At 36.2% G+C, this 271-nt stretch carries 1 protein-coding gene; it reads left to right on the top strand.

What is annotated here, in order from left to right:
• Positions 1-271 (top strand): DNA cytosine methyltransferase (locus tag Q5762_RS38440; protein WP_315896955.1); only part of this gene is annotated, 271 nt, incomplete at both ends.

Here is a 271-nt window from a genome sequence, read left to right as displayed (position 1 = left end):
CAATATCTCTAATGTTGATTTTTCTACTATCTCAACTCACGTCGATCTTTTATCTGGTAGTTTTCCATTTCAACCTTTTTCTTTGGCTGGGAGTAAAACAGGGTCTCAAGGAGAACAAGACTATGCTTTATCCCATTTAACTCGTGCTATTAAAGAACTATCACCGAAATTGATTATGCTGGAAAACACACCAGCCCTTTTAGCTTTTCATCAAGGTGAAAAATTAAAAGAGATAAGCAACGAGCTAAGAGGTCTTGGATATGTCCTTTTA

The organism is Streptomyces sp. P9(2023) (assembly GCF_032436795.1).
Taxonomy (GTDB): Bacteria; Actinomycetota; Actinomycetes; order Streptomycetales; family Streptomycetaceae; genus Streptomyces.
The sequence above is the reverse complement of the archived record's forward strand: the minus strand, read 5'-3'. Positions and strand labels throughout refer to the sequence as shown.